Source organism: Achromobacter sp. MUI-25009338 (assembly GCF_057359325.1).
Genome location: NZ_CM170627.1, coordinates 4343861 through 4362929 on the forward strand (window position 1 = coordinate 4343861; position 19069 = coordinate 4362929).

17 protein-coding genes and 1 other RNA gene are annotated in these 19069 nt (G+C 66.6%); 10 read left to right on the top strand and 8 right to left on the bottom strand.

Annotated features, from left to right (window positions below; translation table 11 throughout):
- Positions 1-2: 2 nt before the first annotated feature.
- Genes AC1IQ6_RS20610 through gyrA form a run of 5 tightly spaced genes read right to left on the bottom strand, consistent with a single transcriptional unit; the run spans position 3 to position 6912 of the window.
- A complete protein-coding gene (locus tag AC1IQ6_RS20610) occupies positions 3-905 on the bottom strand; it encodes a prephenate dehydrogenase (RefSeq protein WP_111826672.1) in 903 nt (300 codons plus the stop codon).
- Positions 902-2023, bottom strand: coding sequence for a histidinol-phosphate transaminase (gene hisC, locus AC1IQ6_RS20615; RefSeq protein ID WP_111826702.1), 1122 nt, complete (start codon positions 2021-2023; stop codon positions 902-904). The genes AC1IQ6_RS20610 and hisC overlap by 4 nt, the downstream gene beginning before the upstream one ends.
- A gap of 11 nt (positions 2024-2034) precedes the next feature.
- A complete protein-coding gene (gene pheA, locus AC1IQ6_RS20620; RefSeq protein WP_102774890.1) occupies positions 2035-3120 on the bottom strand; it encodes a prephenate dehydratase in 1086 nt (361 codons plus the stop codon).
- Entirely contained in the window at positions 3113-4243 is a 1131-nt protein-coding gene (gene serC, locus AC1IQ6_RS20625) for a 3-phosphoserine/phosphohydroxythreonine transaminase (protein WP_168202252.1), read from the bottom strand. Before serC ends, pheA begins: the two co-directional genes overlap by 8 nt.
- Positions 4243-6912, bottom strand: coding sequence for a DNA gyrase subunit A (gene gyrA, locus AC1IQ6_RS20630; RefSeq protein WP_102774892.1), 2670 nt, complete (start codon positions 6910-6912; stop codon positions 4243-4245). Before gyrA ends, serC begins: the two co-directional genes overlap by 1 nt.
- Positions 6913-7326: 414 nt before the next feature.
- Between gyrA and ompA the strand changes: the two genes are divergently transcribed.
- The 7 genes from ompA to AC1IQ6_RS20665 all read left to right on the top strand — a co-directional run bounded on the left by ompA (position 7327) and on the right by AC1IQ6_RS20665 (position 12179).
- A complete protein-coding gene (gene ompA / locus AC1IQ6_RS20635) occupies positions 7327-7920 on the top strand; it encodes an outer membrane protein OmpA (protein WP_102774893.1) in 594 nt (197 codons plus the stop codon).
- A gap of 150 nt (positions 7921-8070) precedes the next feature.
- Positions 8071-8799, top strand: coding sequence for a bifunctional 2-polyprenyl-6-hydroxyphenol methylase/3-demethylubiquinol 3-O-methyltransferase UbiG (gene ubiG, locus AC1IQ6_RS20640; RefSeq protein WP_102774894.1), 729 nt, complete (start codon positions 8071-8073; stop codon positions 8797-8799).
- Positions 8796-9470 carry an HAD-IA family hydrolase gene (locus AC1IQ6_RS20645; protein ID WP_102774895.1) on the top strand — a complete coding sequence of 225 codons (675 nt, stop codon included), beginning with the start codon at positions 8796-8798 and terminating at the stop codon, positions 9468-9470. Before ubiG ends, AC1IQ6_RS20645 begins: the two co-directional genes overlap by 4 nt.
- 244 nt (positions 9471-9714) lie before the next feature.
- Positions 9715-10893, top strand: coding sequence for an MFS transporter (locus AC1IQ6_RS20650; RefSeq protein ID WP_485865234.1), 1179 nt, complete (start codon positions 9715-9717; stop codon positions 10891-10893).
- A gap of 80 nt (positions 10894-10973) precedes the next feature.
- Positions 10974-11362, top strand: a transfer-messenger RNA (tmRNA) gene (gene ssrA, locus AC1IQ6_RS20655).
- 250 nt (positions 11363-11612) lie between these two features.
- A complete protein-coding gene (locus AC1IQ6_RS20660) occupies positions 11613-11864 on the top strand; it encodes a type II toxin-antitoxin system prevent-host-death family antitoxin (protein ID WP_209164935.1) in 252 nt (83 codons plus the stop codon).
- Positions 11865-12179 (top strand): type II toxin-antitoxin system RelE family toxin, encoded by a 315-nt coding sequence (locus AC1IQ6_RS20665; protein ID WP_485865235.1) that lies wholly within the window; start codon positions 11865-11867, stop codon positions 12177-12179.
- Between the two features lie 76 nt (positions 12180-12255).
- Here the strand turns inward: AC1IQ6_RS20665 and AC1IQ6_RS20670 are convergent, their stop codons facing one another.
- A complete protein-coding gene (locus AC1IQ6_RS20670) occupies positions 12256-12558 on the bottom strand; it encodes a DUF4148 domain-containing protein (RefSeq protein ID WP_111826667.1) in 303 nt (100 codons plus the stop codon).
- A 484-nt stretch (positions 12559-13042) separates the two neighbouring features.
- Between AC1IQ6_RS20670 and AC1IQ6_RS20675 the strand changes: the two genes are divergently transcribed.
- A complete protein-coding gene (locus AC1IQ6_RS20675) occupies positions 13043-14206 on the top strand; it encodes a porin (RefSeq protein WP_485865236.1) in 1164 nt (387 codons plus the stop codon).
- 35 nt (positions 14207-14241) lie between these two features.
- Here the strand turns inward: AC1IQ6_RS20675 and AC1IQ6_RS20680 are convergent, their stop codons facing one another.
- A complete protein-coding gene (locus tag AC1IQ6_RS20680) occupies positions 14242-14928 on the bottom strand; it encodes a heavy metal response regulator transcription factor (RefSeq protein WP_111826665.1) in 687 nt (228 codons plus the stop codon).
- 188 nt (positions 14929-15116) lie between these two features.
- A complete protein-coding gene (locus AC1IQ6_RS20685; RefSeq protein WP_485865237.1) occupies positions 15117-16448 on the bottom strand; it encodes a heavy metal sensor histidine kinase in 1332 nt (443 codons plus the stop codon).
- Positions 16449-16664: 216 nt separating this feature from the next.
- On the opposite strand from AC1IQ6_RS20685, the gene AC1IQ6_RS20690 reads away from it, so the two are divergent.
- Positions 16665-17861, top strand: coding sequence for a TolC family protein (locus AC1IQ6_RS20690; RefSeq protein WP_246842518.1), 1197 nt, complete (start codon positions 16665-16667; stop codon positions 17859-17861).
- A 38-nt stretch (positions 17862-17899) separates the two neighbouring features.
- Positions 17900-19069, top strand: coding sequence for an efflux RND transporter periplasmic adaptor subunit (locus AC1IQ6_RS20695; protein WP_485865238.1), 1170 nt, complete (start codon positions 17900-17902; stop codon positions 19067-19069).

Consider the following 19069-nt stretch of genomic DNA (forward strand, 5'->3'; position numbering starts at 1 on the left):
AGCTACTCCTTGCGCCAGTTGCGGCGCGCCCGCGCTGCCGTCTCCAGCAGCGTCGACAAGGCCGCGCCGTCGCCCGCGGCGATGGCGTGCTCGGCCCGGTCCAGCACCGCGCGGACCTCGGCCAGCTCGGCCAGCATCGCGTCGCGGTTGGACAGGAAAATATCGCGCCACATCTCCGGCGAACCCGCCGCGATGCGCGTGAAATCGCGAAAGCCGCTGCCCGCCAGATCCAGGCGGGTGGCGGCGTCGGCGGCCGTGGCCACCTGGTTCATGTAGACCGCCGACAGCAGGTGCGGCAGATGGCTGACCGAGGCCAGCAGCCGGTCGTGCGCGTCGGCGTCCATGTCGATCACTTGCGAGCCGCAGGCCAGCCAGGCGCGGCGCACCAGATCGACGCTGGCCGCGGAATTCCCGGGCAGCGGCGTCAGGATGACGGTGCGATCGCGATAGAGGTCGGCCTGCGCGGCTTCCGGTCCGGTGCGTTCGGCGCCGGCGATCGGATGGCCGGGCACGAACTGCGCAGCCCGCTCGCCCAGCGCGGCGCGCGCCGCGGCGGCCACCTCGGCCTTGGTGCTGCCGGCGTCGGTGAGCACGGCGCCGGCGCGCAGGTGCGCGCGCATGCGCGACAAGGCGTCGGCCAGGCCGCCCACCGGCGTGGCCAGCAGGATCAGGTCGGCGCGCGCGGCCGCCTCTTCGAGCGACACGGCCTCGTCGATCAGGCCCAGTTCGCGCGCGCGCGCCAGCGACTGCGGATTGCGTCCCGCCCCTAGCACCACGCCGACCTGCCCGGCGCTGCGCAGCGCCGCGGCGAACGAACCGCCGATCAGGCCCACGCCGACGACGGCCAATACAGGAATCAGGGGGCCAGCGGCCCCCTGATCGGAAGACAGTGCAGCGTCGTTCATGCTGACAGGATGGCGCCCAGCGCGTCGATGAAACGCTGGTTCTCTTCGGGCAGGCCGATGGACACGCGCAGCCACTCGGGCAGGCCGTCTCCGGCCACCGGGCGCACGATCACGCCGCGCTTGAGCAGTTCGAGGTTGATGCGCGGCGCATCGCCCACGTGCACCAGCACGAAGTTGCCGTAGCTGGGCACGTAGCGCAGCTTCAGGGCCTCGAACGCGGCGCACAGCTGCGCCTTGCCGGCCTTGTTCAGGGAGTAGGCCTGCTGCAGATAGGCGGCGTCGCCCAGCGCGGCCACGGCGGCGGCCTGCGCCAGCGTGTTGACGTTGAACGGCTGGCGCACGCGGTTGAGCAGGTCGGTCAGGGCCGGCTGCGCCACCGCGAAGCCCACGCGCAGGCCGGCCAGGCCGTAGGCCTTGGAGAAGGTGCGCGAGACGATCAGGTTGGGATAGCGGCGCACCAGCTCGGTGCTGTCGAAACGGAACTCGGGATCGAGGTATTCGTTATAGGCCTCGTCCAGCACCACCGTGACGCGCTCGCCGTGGGCGGCGTGCACGCGTTCGAGGAAGGCCGCGACCTGCTCGCCCGGCACGAAAGTGCCGGTGGGGTTGTTCGGGTTGGCGATGAACACCAGGCGGGTGTCGTCGGCGATGGCGTCGAACATCGCGTCCAGGTCGTGGCCGTAGTCCCTGGCCGGCACCACGATGTGGCGCGCGCCGCGCGCCTGCGTGGCCAGGCGGTACACCGCGAACGAGTGCTGCGCGTACACGGCGGAAGCGCCCGGCTCCAGCAGCGCCAGCGCGGCGATTTCCAGGATGTCGTTGGAGCCGTTGCCCAGCGTGATCCAGTTCATCGGCACGCCGTAGCGCTCGGCCAGCGCGGCCTTCAGGTCGAAGCCGTTGGGATCGGGGTAGCGCGCCAGCGATTCGGCCGCGGCCAGCATGGCCTCGCGCGCCGAGCCGGGCATGCCCAGCGGATTTTCGTTGGACGCCAGCTTGACGATGCCGGCCGGATCCAGCCCGAACTCGCGGGCCAGTTCTTCGATGGGCTTGCCCGCCTGGTAGGGGGCGATGGCGCTGACGTGCGCCGGGGCGGCGAGGGGCTTGGATGCGGTGGTCATGTTGTGGAGGCTCACGACGCCGGGTAGGAACCCAGCACTTTCAGGTAGGCGACCTGCGCCTGCAGGGCGGCAAGCGCGCGTTCGACGTTCGGATCGTTGCGGTGGCCCAGCACGTCGACGTAGAAATAGTATTCCCACTGGCCGGTGCGGGCCGGACGCGATTCGAAACGCGTCATCGACACGCCGTTGGCCGCCAGCGGGGCCAGCATTTCGTAGACCGCGCCGGCGCGGTTGGGCACGGCCAGGATCAGGCTGGTCTTGTCGCGGCCGCTGACCAGCGGCTCGATATTGCCGATGGCCAGGAACCGGGTGCGGTTCTGCGGGTCGTCCTGGATGCCGGCGGCGGCGATCTTCAGGTTCCAGGCGGGCGCGGCCACCTCGCCCGCGATCGCGGCGATGGAGGGGTCGGACGCGGCCGCGCGCGCGGCCTCGGAATTGCTGGACGCGGCCACGCGGGGCACGCCGGGATAGTGGCGCGTCAGCCAGCCCTGGCACTGGGCCAGCGCCTGCGGATGCGCGGAAATGGTCTTGATGCCGTCCATGCTGCCGGACTGCGACATCAGGCAATGGCGGATCACCAGCGAACGCTCGCCCAGGATCTTGAGCGGCGTGTTCAGCAGCAGGTCCAGGCTGCGGTTGACGGCGCCTTCGGTGGAGTTCTCCACCGGCACCATGCCCACGTCGGCCTGGCCGGCCTCGACGGCGCGGAACACTTCATCGAAGGACGCGCACGGCAGCTGCTGCACGGCATGGCCGAAATGCTCCATCGCCGCCTGTTCGGAAAACGAGCCCTGCGGCCCCAGGAAGGCGACCGTCATGCCGCGTTCCAGGCCGCGGCAGGCCGAGATGATCTCGGTCCACACGGCCGCCACGCCCGCGTTCGGGAACGGGCCGGGGTTGGTCTGCTGCAGGCGCCGGATGACGTCGGCCTCGCGCTCGGGGCGCAGCACCGGGCCGTCGGCGTGCGCGGCGTGCTTGGCCTCGCCCACTTCGAGCGCGGCGCGCGCGCGCTGCGTCAGCAATTCGAGGATCTGCGCGTCCAGCGCGTCGATGCGTTGGCGCAGCGGGAGCAGCTTGCTTTGCAGTTCATCATCCATAGCGGCGCTCGAATTCCTTCAGATACTCGACCAGCGCCTGCACGGCGGCCAGGGGCACGGCGTTGTAGATGGAGGCGCGCATCCCGCCCACGCTCTTGTGGCCCTTCAGCTGCGTCAGGCCGGCGGCGTCCGCGCCTTGCAGGAAGGCCTCGTTGAGCGATTCGTCGCGCAGCACGAACGGCACGTTCATGCGCGAACGCACCGGCGCGTGTACAGGATTGCGGTAGAACGAGGTGCTGTCCAGGTAGCCGTACAGCAGGTCGGCCTTGGCCTTGTTGGCGGCTTCCATGCCGGCCACGCCGCCGTTGGCCTTGACCCACTTGAACACCAGGCCCGCGACGTAGATCGCGAAAGTGGGCGGCGTGTTGTAGCGCGAGTGCTCGGCGGCCACGTTGGCGTAGTCGAACGCGGACGGACAGATCGGCAGGGCATGGCCGATCAGGTCGCGGCGCGCGATGACGACGGTCACGCCCGCCGGACCGGCGTTCTTCTGCGCGCCCGCATACAGCAGGCCGCAGCGCGTCACGTCCATGGGACGCGACAGGAAATGCGAAGAGGCGTCGACCACCAGCGGCACGTCGGGCGCGCCCAGCGCGGCGGTGTCCGGCCAGTCCATGAATTCGACGCCGCCGATGGTCTCGTTGCTGCACAGGTGCAGATAGGCGGAATCCTTGCGCACCTGCCAGGTCTCGACCGGCGGCACCCAGGTCAGCGGGGCCTGCTCGCGGCCGTCGAGCTCGACGGCCTGCTCGCTGCTGGCCGCAAGCTGCGTGCTGCCGTAGCGGCCGGCTTCCTTGTAGGAACGCTTGGACCAGTGGCCCGTGACCACGAAGTCGGCCGCCGGCGTGCCGCGGCGCCCCATGAGGTTCATGGGCACGATGGCGTTTTCCCCGGAACCCCCGCCCTGCATGAACATGACGGCGTAGTCCGCCGGCAGTTGCAGCAGGTCGCGCAGGTCCGATTCGGCTTCATCGCAGATCTGCACGAAGTGCTTGCCGCGATGGCTCATTTCCATCACGGACATGCCGCTGCCGTGCCAGTCCAGCATTTCCGCAGCGGCTTGCTGCAGCACCACCTCGGGCAAGGCCGAGGGGCCTGCCGAGAAGTTCCAGGGGCGGGCCATTATTGCTCCGTAGGTTCGGTCGAATCCGTCGTGTCGGCTGCGCCGTTGCCGTCGCCGCCATCCGTGCCCTGGCCGTCCTCGTCGAGGTCGCCGTCATCGTCCGCGTCGCTTTCCACGACCCGGCGCACGCCCGACAGCGAGCTGCCGTCGTCGACGTTGATGAGGGTGACGCCCTGCGTGGCGCGGCCCATTTCACGGATTTCCGAGACGCGCGTGCGCACCAGCACGCCGCCGGTCGTGATCAGCATGATCTCGTCCGAAGGCATGACCAGCACCGCACCCACCACCTTGCCGTTGCGCGAGCTGGTCTGGATGGCGATCATGCCCTTGGTGCCGCGGCCGTGGCGCGTGTACTCGGTGATCGGGGTGCGCTTGCCGTAGCCGTTCTCGGTGGCGGTCAGCACGCTCTGGGTTTCGTCGCCCGCGACCAGCAGCGCGATCACGGTCTGGGTGTCTTCCAGCATCATGCCGCGCACGCCGCGGGCGTTGCGGCCCATCGGGCGCACGTCGTTCTCGTCGAAGCGCACGGCCTTGCCGGCGTCGGAGAACAGCATGACGTCGTGCTTGCCGTCGGTCAGGTCGGCGCCGATCAGGTAGTCGCCGTCGTCCAGGTCCACGGCGATGATGCCGGCCTTGCGCGGATTGGAGAAGTCCGACAGCGGCGTCTTCTTGACCGTGCCGCGCGAGGTCGCCATGAACACGTAGTGGTCTTCGCTGAATTCCTTGACCGGCAGCACCACCGTGATCTTCTCGCCGTCGGCCAGCGGGAACATGTTGACGATGGGCTTGCCGCGCGAATTGCGCGTGCCCTGCGGCACTTCCCAGACCTTCAGCCAGTACACCCGGCCGCGGTTGGAGAAGCACAGCAGGAAGTCGTGCGTGTTGGCGATGAAGAGCTGGTCGATCCAGTCGTTTTCCTTCATGGCCGTGGCCTGCTTGCCGCGTCCGCCGCGTTTTTGCGAGCGGTATTCGGACAGCGGCTGGCTCTTGATGTAGCCGCCGTGCGACAGGGTCACGACCATGTCGGTCGGCGTGATCAGGTCTTCGGTGTCGAGTTCGGTTGCGTTGAGCTCGATTTCCGAGCGGCGCGAGTCCTTGGCGCCGGTCGAGAACTCGGCCTTGATGGCCTGCAGTTCCTCGCCGATGATGGTGGTGATGCGCTCGGGGCGCGCCAGGATGTCGAGCAGGTCGGCGATGGTGGACATGATGTCCTTGTATTCGCCGACGATCTTGTCCTGCTCCAGCCCGGTCAGGCGCTGCAGGCGCATGTTCAGGATTTCCTGCGCCTGCGTATCGCTCAGGCGGTACAGGCCGTCGCCCTGCAGGCCGAATTCGGCGCCCAGGTCGTCCGGGCGGAAGGCCGCGCGGCCTCCCGGCGTGTCGCCGTCGGCGCGCGACAGCATCTCGCGCACCAGCGACGAATCCCAGGAACGCGCCATCAGTTCCTGGCGCGCGACCGGCGGGGTCGGCGCAGCCTTGATGATGGCGATGAAGTCGTCGATGTTGGCCAGCGCCACGGCCAGGCCTTCCAGCACGTGGCCGCGTTCGCGGGCCTTGCGCAGCTGGAACACCGTGCGGCGCGTGACCACTTCCCGGCGGTGCTGCAGGAAGTAGTCGATCATCTGCTTCAGGTTGAGCAGGCGCGGCTGGCCGTCGACCAGCGCCACCAGGTTCATCCCGAAGGTGTCCTGCAGCTGCGTGTTCTTGTAGAGGTTGTTCAGGACGACCTCGGGAACCTCGCCGCGCTTGAGCTCGATGACCAGGCGCATGCCGTCCTTGTCGGACTCGTCGCGGATGTCGGAGATGCCTTCGATCTTCTTGTCGTTGACCAGCTCGGCGATGCGCTCCTGCAGCGTCTTCTTGTTGACCTGGTAGGGAATCGCGTCGACCACGATGGCCTGGCGGTTGCCCTTCTCCATGTCCTCGAAGTGGGTCTTGGCGCGCATGACCACGCGGCCGCGGCCGGTGCGGTAGCCTTCGCGCACGCCCGACATGCCGTAGATGACGCCGCCGGTGGGGAAATCGGGCGCCGGGATGAGCTCCATGAGCTCGTCGACCGAACACGCCGGATTGCGCAGGCAGTACAGGCAGCCGTCGACCACTTCCTGCAGATTGTGGGGCGGAATGTTGGTGGCCATGCCCACCGCGATGCCCGAGCTGCCGTTGACCAGCAGGTTGGGCAGGCGCGACGGCAGCAGCAGCGGTTCCTGTTCGCTGCCGTCGTAGTTGGGGCCGAAGTCCACCGTTTCCTGGTCGATGTCGGCCAGCAGCTCGTGGGCGATCTTGGCCAGGCGGATTTCGGTGTAACGCATCGCCGCGGCGTTGTCGCCGTCGATCGAGCCGAAGTTGCCCTGGCCGTCCACCAGCATGTAGCGCATGGAGAAATCCTGCGCCATGCGGACGATGGTGTCGTAGACGGACTGGTCGCCGTGGGGGTGGTACTTACCGATGACGTCCCCGACGATACGCGCCGACTTCTTGTAGGCGCGGTTCCAGTCGTTGTTCAGTTCGTGCATCGCGTAGAGCACGCGCCGGTGGACGGGCTTGAGGCCGTCCCGCACATCCGGTAGCGCCCGACCCACGATCACGCTCATCGCGTAATCGAGGTAACTGCGGCGCATCTCTTCTTCCAGCGATACCGGAAGCGTCTCCTTGGCAAAGGAATCCATATATATAACGACAGAATCGTGTAAGGAGGAACCCGGGCCGGGTAAACAGGAAATTCTATCATTCGATTCACCGAGCGGTCAGAAGGAGCGCCCCGGGACGCTCGCCGGCGGGCCCGGCCGGACGACATCCAGACCCGGCCGCCGGCGCGTCCGCCCGCGCCCTGCGGGCCTGTTGTCAAAAACCAACATGGAAAACCGATGGAGCGCCGAAAACGTCATATCCAGCGTCAATGCGCCTGTCCAGGGAAGCCAAAGCCCCCCAAATGCCTTAAGATTGTTTCCAGCACGCAGGAAACCCAGTAGCTATTCCTTTGAACCAGCTCTTGGCGTTGCTATACTGGCCCCGTTTTCCTGATATGCGGCGGGGGTTCGCTGCGAGTCACTTATCCAGCTTCAAGCTCAACGAGGAGAAACATGAACAAACCCTCCAAATTCGCTCTGGCGCTCGCCTTCGCCGCCGTCACGGCCTCGGGTGTAGCCTCGGCCCAGACCTATCCCGACACGGTGGACAACTGGCGCAATCCGTTCGGTGACGTTTGGAAGAACGGCACGAACGAACTGTGCTGGCGCGATGCGTTCTGGACCCCGGCCACCGGCATCCCCGGCTGCGACGGCGTTCCGGTTGCGCAACAGAAGCCGAAGCCCGCCCCGATGGCGGCCAAGGTCGTGTTCAACGCCGACACGTTCTTCGACTTCGACAAGTCGACCCTGAAGCCCGAAGGCCGCCAGCTGCTGGACCAAGTCGCCCAGCAAGCCAACGGCATCGACCTCGAAACCATCATCGCTGTGGGCCACACCGACTCGATCGGCACCGAAGCCTACAACCAGAAGCTGTCCGAGCGTCGTGCCGCTTCGGTCAAGAGCTACCTGGTCAGCAAGGGTATCGACCCCAACCGTATCTACACGGAAGGCAAGGGCGAGCTGAACCCGATCGCTTCCAACAAGACGAAGGAAGGCCGCGCCCAGAACCGTCGCGTTGAGATCGAAATCGTGGGTAGCCGCAAGTAATTGCCGGACTAGCTACAATAAAGGGGCCTCGCATAGCGAGGCCTTTTTTTCGTCGCCTGCGCACCCTTTTGGTGCAGCGGTGCGGCGCCCCTCCTCGCCAGGCGCGCAGGAGCCCCTCTATATATAGCGTCGCCTTACGCTGGACTGCCCATGACCACGCAAACCCACGACACCGCCCGCCCCGCCGTCAACGCCGACCAGGCCGAACTGGACAAGTTCGGCGCCCTGGCCAGCCGCTGGTGGGACCCCGAAAGCGAGTTCAAGCCGCTGCACGCCATCAATCCGCTGCGGCTCGAATGGATCCAGGAGTGCGCGGGCAGCCTGGCCGGCAAGACCGTGCTGGACGTGGGCTGCGGCGGCGGCATCCTGTCCGAATCCATGGCCAAAAGCGGCGCGGCGGTCACCGGCATCGACCTGGCCGACAAGTCCCTGAAGGTGGCGCGCCTGCACGGCCTGGAATCCGGTGTGCAAGTGGAATACCGCAAGGTCCCGGTCGAAGAGCTGGCGGCCGAACGGCCCGGCCACTACGACGTGGTCACCTGCATGGAAATGCTGGAACACGTGCCGGACCCGGCCTCCATCGTGCGCGCGTGCTCGACCCTGGTCAAACCGGGCGGCTGGGTGTTCTTCTCCACCCTGAACCGCAACCCCAAATCCTTTCTGTTCGCCATCGTGGGCGCGGAATACGTGCTGCGCCTGCTGCCGCGCGGCACCCATAGCTACGAGCAGTTCATCAAGCCCAGCGAGCTGTCGGCGGCGGCGCGCGGCGCCGGCCTGGAGCCGGTCGGCATGCGCGGCATGGAATACAACCCGATCACCCAGATCTACTCCCTGTCATCCGATACTTCGGTCAACTACCTGATGGCTACCCGCAAATGAGCGCCCTGATCCTGTTCGACTTCGACGGCACGCTGGCCGACACCGCCCCCGACCTCGCCGCCGCGGCCAACCGCCAACGCACCCGCAAGGGCCTGGAACCGATGGCCTACGAACTGCTGCGTCCGGTGGCCTCGCAGGGCGCGCGCGGCCTGCTGCGCGTGGCGCTGGGCCTCAAGCCCGGAGATCCCGACTACGAGCCCACCCGCCTGCAGTTCCTGGAAGACTACGCGGCCGGCTCCACCGTCCACAGCAAGCTGTTCCCCGGCATCGGCGAGCTGCTGGCCGATATCCGCCGCCGCGGCCTGTCCTGGGGCATCGTCACCAACAAGGTCACCTACCTGACCCTGCCCATCGTCGAACACCTGGACCTGACGCGCGACAGCGCCGTGCTGGTCTGCGGCGACACCACGGCGCACGCCAAGCCCCATCCCCTGCCGCTGCAGCACGCCGCGCGCGAGGCCGGCTTTGCCGTGGACCGCTGCGTCTACGTCGGCGACGACCTGCGCGACATCCAGGCCGCGCACGCCGCCGGCATGCCCGCCGTCGCCGCGGCCTACGGCTACGTCGGCGAAGACGACAACATCACGACCTGGGAAGCCGAGACCTGCGCCCACTCCCCCGCGGAGCTGTGGCCGGCCATCGAGCCCCTGCTGCCCAGCGACCTGCGCTAGGGCCGCCCGAAGGGACGGGCCGCTCCCGTCCCGGTCCCGGCGCCGGCCAGGCGAATTAGTCTGATAGACGGAATAATCTTTCCGCGATCGCCATCTTTATCCTGATAGCCCGGTCACTTAAAGTGTGACCCATGCACGGCATCAGGGTCTACCCGAAGCCTTCGCCGCAATCTCCGCCGCGGCGCCGCCCTCCCTTCACCATCGCCTGTCCGCGCGCCGCGGTGCGTCGCGCCCGAGAACGCCCATGCTATTGCCCATCCTGCTGCTTTCCGCCGCCGGCTTCACCATCCTGACGACGGAATTCCTGATCGTCGGACTGCTGCCGGGACTGGCCCGCGACCTGGACGTCACCGTGTCCCAGGCCGGCCTGCTGGTCTCGCTGTTCGCCTTCACCGTGGCCGCGACCGGGCCGCTGCTGACCGCGCTCATGGCGAACATCGAGCGCAAGCGGCTGTTCATCGGCGTGCTGCTGCTTTTCGGCCTGTCCAACGCGCTGGCGGCGGTCGCCCCCAACATCTGGGTCATGGCCGTCGCCCGCTTCGTCCCGGCGCTGGCCCTGCCCGTGTTCTGGTCCCTGGCCAGCGCCACGGCGGTCGAGCTGGTCGGCCCGGCCCGCGCCGGACGCGCCATTTCCACGGTGACCTTCGGCATCGTGGCCGCCACGGTGTTCGGCATTCCCATCGGCGTGCTCATCTCCGACGCCTTCGGCTGGCGCGCCGCCTTCGCCGTGCTGTCGGCCGTCGCCTTCGCCAAGGCCGTGCTGCTGCTTTTCGCCTTTCCCAGCATCCGGGTCCACGGCGACGGCGTCCGGCTCATTACGCAGCTGCGCATCCTGCGCCGCCCCATCGTGGTCGGCCACGTGCTGCTTTCGCTGCTGGTCTTCACCGGCATGTTCACCGCCTACACCTACCTGGCCGACATGCTGGAGCGGCTGGCCGGCTTCAACGGCCAGATCGTGGGCTGGACCATGATGGCGTTCGGCGCGGTCGGCCTGGTCGGCAACACCCTGGGCGGCCGCCTGGTGGACCGCAGCCCGCTGGGCGCTACCGCCCTCTTCTCCAGCCTGATGGCCGCCGGCCTGGCCGCGCTGGCGCCGGTCATGGCCTCGCACGGCCTGCTGGCCGTGGCGCTGGGCGTCTGGGGCATCGCGCAGGCGGCGCTCTTCATCGTCTGCCACGTGCGGCTGATGAAATCCGCCCCCGAAGCGCCGGCGTTTGCCGCGTCCCTGAATATCTCGGGCGCCAACATCGGCATCGGCCTGGGCGCCGTGGTCGGCGGCCACGTCATCGACCAGTACGGCCTGGGCGCCCTGGGCTGGGCCGCCGCCGCCATCGTCGGCCTTTCGGTCGGTCTGGCTTTGCTGCTGATGGCCGCCTCCCGCGCCCGCCCGGCGGCCAAGGCCGCCTGCCCGAACCCGGCCTGACCGGCGCTGTCTCCCCCGGGCCACGCCTGCACGGGAAACCGTGCAGGCTATGGGATTTCCCAGTACAATAGGTCTTACTTGGGGCCGATCCGGATTCGACGTGGGTCGCGAAACAACTCAGGGCATGCCGAGCACCAGTTCGCTCGTTAATCCACTGGAACACTACAAACGCCAACGACGAGCGTTTCGCTCTCGCCGCTTAAGCGGTGAGCCGCTGCACTGATCTGTCCTTGGGTCAGGCGGAGGAAGGCAACTTCCTAGGGGGGCAACCCTCGAACCGCAGCAGCGACATTCACAAGGAATCGGTTTGAACTGGGGTCACACGGTTCAAATTTAAATTACGTGAATCGCTCTGGTCCGGCCTGTCGGTTGGCTAAGTCCAGGGTTAAAACCAAATAGATCGACTACGCATGTAGAACTGGTTGCGGAGGGCTTGCGGACGGGGGTTCAATTCCCCCCGGCTCCACCAAATTAGCAAGCATTAGACAGTACAGGACAGGGGCGGACGGGTTAACCGATCCGCCCTTTTCTGTCTAAAACTGTCTCAGTTGTCGCCACATGGCGCAACCGACGTTTTGGTATCTGTACGGACATTCCGGGGGCACGTCAGCCCGCAGGATCAATACACGCTGCCACTCCCATGCCTGCCCCTCTCATGCTCGACATTAAACGCTTCTTCAGCCAAAATAGGTCTAAATTTAGCCCTATTTAGGTGACGTATGGAACGCATCCATAGCTTGCTGACCGTCAGTATCTCCGAGTTCAAGCAGAACCCTGGCAAGGTGGTCGAAGATGCCCAGGGGCAGCCGGTGGCGGTGCTCAACCACAATCGTCCGGCCTTCTACACTGTTTCACCGGAGCTCATGGCGCAGATGGCTGAGCTGTACGATGAGCGCCAGCTCGAATCGCTGGTTCGCTCGCGCCTGAAATCGGTCGATCGGGCCGTCGAAGTCAGCCTTGACGAGCTGTAAGTGGCATACAGGCTTTTCTTTGTTCCAGAGGCAAGGCGGGAATGGGACGCGTTGGATGGCTCCATCAAAACCCTGTTCAAAGCGGCTCTGAAGAAACGGCTGGACACTCCCCGGTTACCTGGGTCGCAACTTCATCCGCCCTTGGTTGATTGCTACAAAATCAAGCTGCGCGGCGTCGGCTATAGATTGGTATATCTGGTGAGGGATAATGCAATCCCGCCGGACATAGTCGTCCTGGTCGTGGGCCGCCGTGACGGTGGAATTTATGAGGCCGCGGCGGGAGCGCTGGAATCGGCTCGCAAGCTGGACGAATAATATTCACTCCTGAGATTTAAAAAAGGGCGGACCGCATAACCGGTCCGCCCTTTTTCATTCACTCAATCAGAATGCATTACTGCAGCCGCTGCAATTCTTCCTGATATGCCGGCCCATAACGCAGTCGCAGGTACTCCGCATAAGCCGCCCGGTATTCGCTGCTATAGATATCGGGCGTCAGCTCGCGGTTCCAGAAGTCCGCCACGCCGGCGCGTTTCCAGAGGGCGAGGTCGGCCTGGACTTCGGCGCGGGAGAGTTCGCGCTGGGGCGCGGAGCGGGCGGCATCCTGAACCACGGCGCGGGGCGCGGACTGGGCCATGGCTTGCGGCGCGGCTGCGATCGCGATAATGGCCAGCAGCATATTCAGAGAGTTTTTCATAGGGCATTCCTGTAGGCAGTTTCATCATCCGTCATCGGTCCCGATATCAGGCCGACGACAGCGCGTAGGAAAAAGTCTACCTATCCGGTTCTGCCAAAATCCCGACGGGGAAATTACTTTTTGGTCATGATCGGGCCGCGCGGGATTATTTGTTCGTGGTGGATTTGCGACAGTAAAACTGCCCTGCTCTTACAGCGGCTTGAATATCGGACGCTCGCGCCCATTCCCGACGGGTCGCCTGCCCCCCCTGCAAAAACAAGGACTTAGACGATGGCGTCGGATATGCTCCGCGGCCAAGATAACCATATCGGAACAAATATGTAATTCCCATGTCGGCTGATTGACGAATGCCGCTACCCACACTGGCAAAAGCCAAGGCCGGTGGATCGGGCAGTTGCATCGTGAATGACAGCTCTTCTTTTTCCCGACGCTCCTTCTGCCGGCCTGGCGCAAGCAAGCAGCCCAAATCTATCAAGGAGCAATCGTGAAAAAGACCATCCTGTTGGCCGCTACGGCGGCCACGCTCTCGACCGCGGCGGCGCACGCGGAAACGTCGGTCACGCTTTACGGCAAGATCGATACCGGTATCGGCTTCGCCAAGGTGGACGGTTCGTACACCAACCCGGTCACCGGGGTGAGCAGCGACTTCAAGGCCAGCCGCTTCGGCGCCACCACCGGCCAGACCGCCGGTTCGCGCTGGGGCCTGCGCGGTAAGGAAGACCTGGGCGGCGGCCTGTATGCCTCGTTCCAGCTGGAGTCGGGCTTCGATTCGACCAACGGCAGTTCGTCGCAGGGCGGCCGCCTGTTCGGCCGTAACGCCACGATCGGCCTGGGCAGCGCCGACTGGGGCGAATTCCGCCTCGGCCGCCAGTACAACGTGGCCACGCGCATGATGGCCGGCATGTTCGGCTCGAACTTCGGCGGCGGGTTCACCCAGCTGAATACCGGCGGCGGGCTGGGTTTCAGCAGTTCGTACTGGGTCCGCTACGACAACCTGGCCCTGTATGAGTCCTCGAGCTTCGGCGGCGGTTTCCGCTTCTCCGCCGGCTATGCCTTCAACGCCAACGACCAGACCGCGGCCCAGACCGGATTCGCCACCGCCGACAATACCCGCGCGATCACCAGCGGCCTGAGCTACAACAACGGCCCGCTGATGGCGTTCGTTTCGTACGAGCAGCTCAATCCCTCCAACAAGCTGAGTTCGGCCAAGACCAGCGCCACGCCGCGCGCGTACACCGTGGGCGCGTCCTATGACTTCGAGGCGCTGAAAATCGCCGCGGCCTATGAACGCGCGACCGACGGCTGGTTCGCCGGCAAGGGGCTGCCGTCCGGGGCCGCCATCAACGGCTTCCGCGGAACCCCGTCGAACGCTTTCCTCAACAACTTCAACACCAACTCGTACCTGCTCGCCGTGTCGGTTCCCACCGGCGCCTCCAGCGGCATGTTCGCGTCGTGGCAGCGCGTGGATCCGAACGGCCGCGACCTGACCGGCGGCGACTCCACGTCGAATACGTTCGCGCTGGGCTATACCTACAGCCTGTCCAAGCGCACCAGCCTGTATGCCGTGGGTTCGTACACCAAGAACTTCGCGTTCCTGAGCGACGCCAAGGCCACCGAAGCGCTGGTGGGCATGCGCCACTCGTTCTAAGCAGCAAACCGGGAGCGGCCTCGCGCCGCTCCCGTTCAGTCCGAGCGGTGTTCGAGCGTGTAGCCCATGCCGCGCACCGTATGCAGCAGCCGCGTGTCGAAGGGATCGTCGATCTTGGAGCGCAGGCGCCGCACCGCCACCTCCACGACGTTGGTGTTGCTGCTGAAATTCATGTCCCAGACCTGCTCGGCCAGCACCAGCCGCGACACCACTTCGCCCTGGCGCCGCATGAGTATGGTGAGCAGACAGAACTCCTTTGCCGTCAGGTCGATGCGCGCGTTGGCGCGCATCACGCGCCGCCGCAGCAGGTCCAGCTCCAGGTCGGCCACGCGCAGCACGTTGGGGCCGCGCCCGTTCTCCACGCTGGCGCCGCGGCGGCGCAGGGCCAGCACGCGGGCCTGCAGTTCGGACAGCGCGAACGGCTTGGGCAGGTAATCGTCGGCGCCCTGCTCCAGCCCCCGCACGCGGTCCTCCAGGCTGGATCGCGCGGTCAGCATCATGACCATCACGGCATCGTTCTGGCGGATGCGCTGCAGGACTTCAAACCCCTCCATGTCGGGAAGATTGATGTCCAGGATGATCAGATCGTACTGCACTTCATACGCCAGCTGCAGGCCGCTGGTGCCATCGAGCGCGATATCGGCGAGGTAGCCGTTCTCCATCAGGCTGCGTCTTACTATGTCCGCTAGTTTTTTCTCGTCGTCGATTATCAGTATTTTCATCCGGTCGGCCTGAATAGTTCCGAAATGGCGCGACGCCGGCGCCGGCGCGATGCGCGCCCACGCCGATAGTCGGTACTGAAAACTTTATTCCCGCGCCAGCGTCAAAAGGCAGACAGATGCATTACGAATATGACACGCTGCGCCGCGAAAAATGTAATGTCGCTGCAAGGTTCGGACTGTGCCGTCCGCTAGCGCCCGAGGTCGACGCTGAAGCCGATGGTGGTGCCGGCGGCGTCGCTCGCCGCATACGACTGGCCGCCGTGCATGCGGGCGATGGCCGCCACGATCGCCAGGCCCAGCCCGTGATGCACGGTATCGCTGGCCCTGGACGAGTCCAGGCGATAGAAACGGTGGAACAGCCGCGGCAGATGCTCGGCGTCTATCGGATCGCCGATGTTCCTCACCGCGATGCGGACCTGGCTGTCGCCGATGTCCTGGATATGGACTTCGACCTGCGTGTCGGGATAGGCGTAGCGCACGGCGTTCGACACCAGGTTCGAGACCGCGCGCTGGAACAGGGTCCGGTCGACCTCCGCGCTCCGGTCGCCCACGATGGCGAAACTCACGCCGGCGTCGAGCGCTTCGGCCTCGTGGTAGGCCAGCACTTCCCGCACCAGTTCGCGCAGGTCCGCCGGCTGACGCGAGCGCGCCGTCGCACCGCCGTCGGCCTGCGCCAGGAACAGCATGTCGTTGATGATGCCGGACATGCGCTGCAGTTCTTCGAGGTTGGAGCCCAGCATCTCGCGCAGCGTTTCGCTGGAGCGCGGCGCCGACAGCGCGAGTTCGGTCTGGCCCACCAGCGTCGCCAGCGGCGTGCGCAGCTCGTGCGCCACGTCCGCGTTGAAGCCTTCCATCTGCACGTAGGCGCGTTCCAGGCGCTGCAGCACCTGGTTGAACTGCCGCACCAGCGGCTGCAGCTCCTCGGCCAGGCCGCTCTCGTCCAGCCGTTCGCCTATGCGGTCGGGCGACAGCTGTTCGGCCTGGCGGCCCACGTCGCGCAGCGGGTCCAGGGCGCGGCGCACCAGCACGTCGGCGATCACCGACACGATCAGGGCGCCGCCCAGCGCGCAGGCGAACAGCGTCCATGCCAGCATCGATAGCAGATGGCGGTCGGATGACGCGTCCAGCAGCAGTTGCGCCTCCATGCGCATGTCGGGCCGGCCGGGCATGGCCAGCGTGAAGCGGGTCAGCTTGAGATCCCCGGCGTCCAGCAACGACACGTCCGGGCCGTAAGTGACGAGTTCGCCATTGACGTTCAGCCGCAGGCTGAGTTCGGATTTGCCATAGAAGAAATCCTCCAGCTTGTGCTTCAGGCTGGACAGGTCGCCGTAGGAATCGAATTCCTGGACCAGGTGGACGATCACCTCTTTTCTTTCTTCGAGGTGGATTCTCTGGCGCGACATCAGGTTGAGGTCGACGGAGATATAGACCACCGCGCACACCAGCCCCAGCGCGGCGAAAGTCTGCAACACCAGCCAGCGCGAAAGCCAACGCCGCAACGATCGGCGGGGATGAATCATGAACAGTCCTCATCGATTGCCGACATCTTACAGACGCAATCGCGTCAGGCGCCGTTCCGCCAGATTACAAATCGGTCAGCGTCCGCCAGGGCCACGAACGTCCGACAAATTTGTCATGCTGACGTCGACATTCTGACGGGAACGCTTCGATACAGTACCAGCGGTCTGCAGTTCCAGCGGAACGTAACTATGCTTTCCCCACGTATCAGGAAATTCATGACGGGCGCCGTTTTTTGCGCGCTTTCAGCCGCGGCCGCGGCGGCGGATCAGGGCGGCGCCATCACGCTGCAACAGGCGATGGACCGGGCCCTGGAACGCAATCCCATGCTGGCCGCCGCGCGCAATGAATCGCGCGCCGCCGACGGGCTGGTGACGCAGGCCGGGCTCATACCCAACCCCAGCATCGACATCAACGTGGACGACCAGAAGCGCGCGACGCGCACCACCACGACGATGCTGAACATTCCGATAGAAACCGGCGGCAAGCGCGGCGCGCGGGTGAAGGCCGCCAGCCTCGCCCGCGACATGTCCAGGCTGGACGTGCAGGCCGCGCAATCCGATCTGCGCGCCGCGGTGGCGACGGCATTTTTTGAGGTGGCCGTGGCCCAGGAGAATATGCGCGTGGCCGACGAAACCCGGCAGATCGCCGAGAACGCGCTGCGCATCGCCGCCGCGCGGGTCGAATCCGGCAAGGGCGCGCCGCTGGAAAAAACCCGCGCGCAGGTCGAGCTGAGCAATGCGCGCCTGGCGGAAAAGAAGGCGCGCAACGACTGGGAGAACGCGCGCCGCGCGCTTGCCCTGAACTGGGGCGACAGCGCGCCCGACTTCGAGCGCGTCTCGGCCAGCCTGGACAGCCTGCCGCCCCGGCCGTCGCTCGACGAGCTGCAGGCCTCGCTGGGCCAGTCTCCGCGCATGGAGGCCGGCCGCGCGTCGGTCGAACTCAGCCGGGCCGAGCTGGAAGTGGAAAAGACCAAGCGCTTTCCCAACGTGACCGTGGGCGTGGGCGTGGCGCGCGACAACCAGATGGGGCGCAACCGCGGGCAGTTCGGCGTCTCCATTCCGCTGCCGCTGTTCGACCGCAACCAGGGCAACGTCTACGCCGCCTCGATGCGGTCCTACAAGGCCCAGGATCTCTACCGCGACACCCAGGCGCGCCTGGGCACGGCGCTGCTGCAGGCGGCCTCGCGCTACGACCTGGCCGCGGCGTCCGCCAGGGAGTACCGGGACGCCGTGCTGCCCGGCGCGCAGAAAGCGTACGAGGCCGCCCGGACCGGTTTCGCCGCGGGAAAGATGAACTACCTGGAAGTGCTGGACGCGCAGCGCACCCTGACGCAGGGAAACATCTCCTACTTGAACGTGCTGGGCGAGGCCTTTCTCGCCCGCGCGGAGATCGACCGCATCATCGGCCGCTGAGCATGGCGCCCGCTGCACAACTGTTTCGGAGACCGGAAATGAATCCATATGACAAGCGCCTGATCCGCAGCGTGATCGGCGCCGTGCTGCTGGCCGGCGCCGGCGGCTTCGCCCTCGCCCGCTATACGGCGCCCGCCGCAGCCGTCGCCGGCAGCGCGCCGGCTGCTGCGGCGGCGGCCGCCGAACCGGCCCCCGCCGACAGCCTGGCGATGAGCGAGGAAGCGATACGCGAGGCCGGCATCACCACGGAAGTGCTGCGCGCCGGCGGCCTGCAATCGGAGATCAATGCGCAGGCCATCGTCGCGCCGCAGCCCGGCGGCGAGGCCGTCGTCACCGCCCGCGCCGCGGGCGCGGTGACGCAGGTGCTCAAGCGGCTGGGCGATCCGGTGCAGGCCGGCGAGGCGCTGGCGGTGGTCGCCAGCCGCGATGCCGCCCAGCTGGCCGCCGCGCGCACCGCCGCCAACGCGCGCGCCGAACTGGCGCGCAAGAATCTGGCGCGCGAGCAGTATCTCTACAAGCAGCAGGTCTCGGCGCGGGTCGACCTGGAGCAGGCACAGGCCGAAGCGCGCGCCGCCGCCGCCGATGCGCGCCGCGCGCAGGTCGAAGCCGAAGTGGCCAACGTCACCAAGGACGGCCAGGGCGTGGCCGTGGCCAGCCCGATCGACGGCCGCATCACCGCGCAAAGCGCGAGCCTGGGCGCCTACGTACAGCCCGACGCCGAACTGTTCCGGATCGCCGACCCCCGGAAAATCCAGGTCGAGGCCGCCATCCTGCCCGGCGACGCCGCACGCATCGCCGCCGGCGACCGCGCCGTCGTCGAACTGCCCGGCAACGCCACGCTGGAGGCGCAGGTCCGCTCGGTCACGCCATCGCTCAACAGCGCCACCCGCCAGGCGACCGCCGTCATCGACGTCGCGGCCGGCTCGCTGCAGCCCGGACTGGCGGTGCGCGTGCGCATCTTTCCAGAAAAGAAGGCGGCTTCCGCCGGCATCGTCATTCCCGAGGAGGCGGTGCAGACGCTGGAAGGCAAGGACGCGGTGTTCATCCGCACCGCCGAAGGCTTCAAGGCCCGCTTCGTCACGATCGGGCCGCGCAGCGCCGGCCGCATCGAAGTCGCCAAGGGGCTGTCCGCCGGCGAGACCATCGCCACCGGCCAGGCGTTCCTGCTCAAGGCCGAACTCGCCAAGGGCGCGGGCGAGGAGGAATAA